The organism is Streptomyces sp. NPDC005899 (assembly GCF_040629645.1).
Classification (GTDB): domain Bacteria; phylum Actinomycetota; class Actinomycetes; order Streptomycetales; family Streptomycetaceae; genus Streptomyces.
This window is the reverse complement of sequence record NZ_JBEXWB010000694.1, coordinates 1-1,237: the sequence shown is the minus strand read 5'-3', so window position 1 is coordinate 1,237 and position 1,237 is coordinate 1. Positions and strand designations below refer to the sequence as shown.

2 protein-coding genes are annotated in these 1,237 nt (G+C 76.2%); both read right to left on the bottom strand.

Annotated features, from left to right (window positions below; genetic code table 11):
- Nucleotides 1-244: 244 nt before the first annotated feature.
- Nucleotides 245-517 (bottom strand): DUF4873 domain-containing protein, encoded by a 273-nt coding sequence (locus ABZ371_RS32720; protein WP_358686594.1) that lies wholly within the window; start codon nucleotides 515-517, stop codon nucleotides 245-247.
- Nucleotides 518-686: 169 nt separating this feature from the next.
- On the bottom strand, nucleotides 687-920 hold the full coding sequence (locus ABZ371_RS32715; RefSeq protein ID WP_358686592.1) for a hypothetical protein: 234 nt from the start codon (nucleotides 918-920) through the stop codon (nucleotides 687-689).
- Nucleotides 921-1,237 lie beyond the last annotated feature (317 nt).

The window sequence follows — 1,237 nt, the reverse complement described above, 5'->3', positions numbered from 1 at the left end:
GCCCCTGACCCCGAGCGGCCTGCCAGGCGGCTGCCGCGCAGCGGCCCGGCCTCGGCCGGTCCCTCCATGCGGCTGGTGTGCGTGTCACCCGCATCCTCGACGCGGCCGGCCTCGCGGGCCTGGCTACGCCTCGATCACGGTCGGACGTGGGAGGCGGGGGCCGGGCCGGGCATGCCGGCGGCTCCCGTCATCCGCCCCGGAGGAACGAGCCGATCACGCGGCGAAAGGGACGCGGCGACGGCACTCAGAACGGTGCCGGGCCGCCACCCGTCACCTGGGCGCTGCCGCTCTCGGCGTCCATGTCGATCTGAGCCACGCCCTGGCGGCCGCCGGGCATACGGATCGTCACGCCACTGCTCTGCACCGCCGCCCAGAATGCCGCTTGCAGGCCGTCGGCACTGACCGTGCCGGACCAGCTTCCGGAGCCGTCGTGGTCCGCGGCCCGGAGGACGGCCGTCACCTTGGTCTCCTCTCCCCCGATGACGAGCGTGGCAGGGCCTTCGTAGATGTGTGTCATACCTTCAGCGTGCCCGGGAGTCTCCCGGGCACTCAGCCGCTCCTCGCGGAATCGCCGGGAGATCCGGTCCACCCGCTCCGCCGGACGGCCGGCGGTCCGCTCGACCGCGCCGACCCGTCCGGCGCGGGACGCGGGGCGGCCCCGCATCACCTTCGCGGCTCACGTGGCCTCAGCGCAGCCGGGAGGCCTTGGCGGCCTTCTTCTGCGACGCCTTCCCCTCGGCCTTCTCCGCCTGCTTGGCCAGGCCGGGCGGCCGGTGCGTCCCCGTGGCGGCGGACCGGCCCCGCGCCTTCCCGGGGAAGGCGTCCACGTCGCCCGGCGCGGGTGCCGGACTCGTCGCGGGGCGGTCGTTGCCCGGACCGCCGGCGGACGGACCGGTCGGCTCGCGGTCGTCGGGCCGCACCCCTTGCCCGGAGGTGCGCGGGGGCCGTACGGCGACGGAGGCGGCAGGCTCGGAAGGCGGCGCGGTGGGGGATGCCGTGGCCTCCCCGCTCCGCCCTGTGCTGCCGGCGGGAGCCGACCGGTCGGTGGGAGCGCCGGCGGTCTCCGTGACATTTCGATCATGGCCTTGCGGTGCTGATTCGCCGTTGACCACGAGACCGGTCGCCGTGACGGCGGCGAGCGCGACGGTCGCACCGGCCAGGAGGGTGCGCCGGAGGGGGCTGCGCCAGCAGGTCGGCGGCGGCCTGCTGGTAGCGCAGCACCGCCGCTTCCGCCACG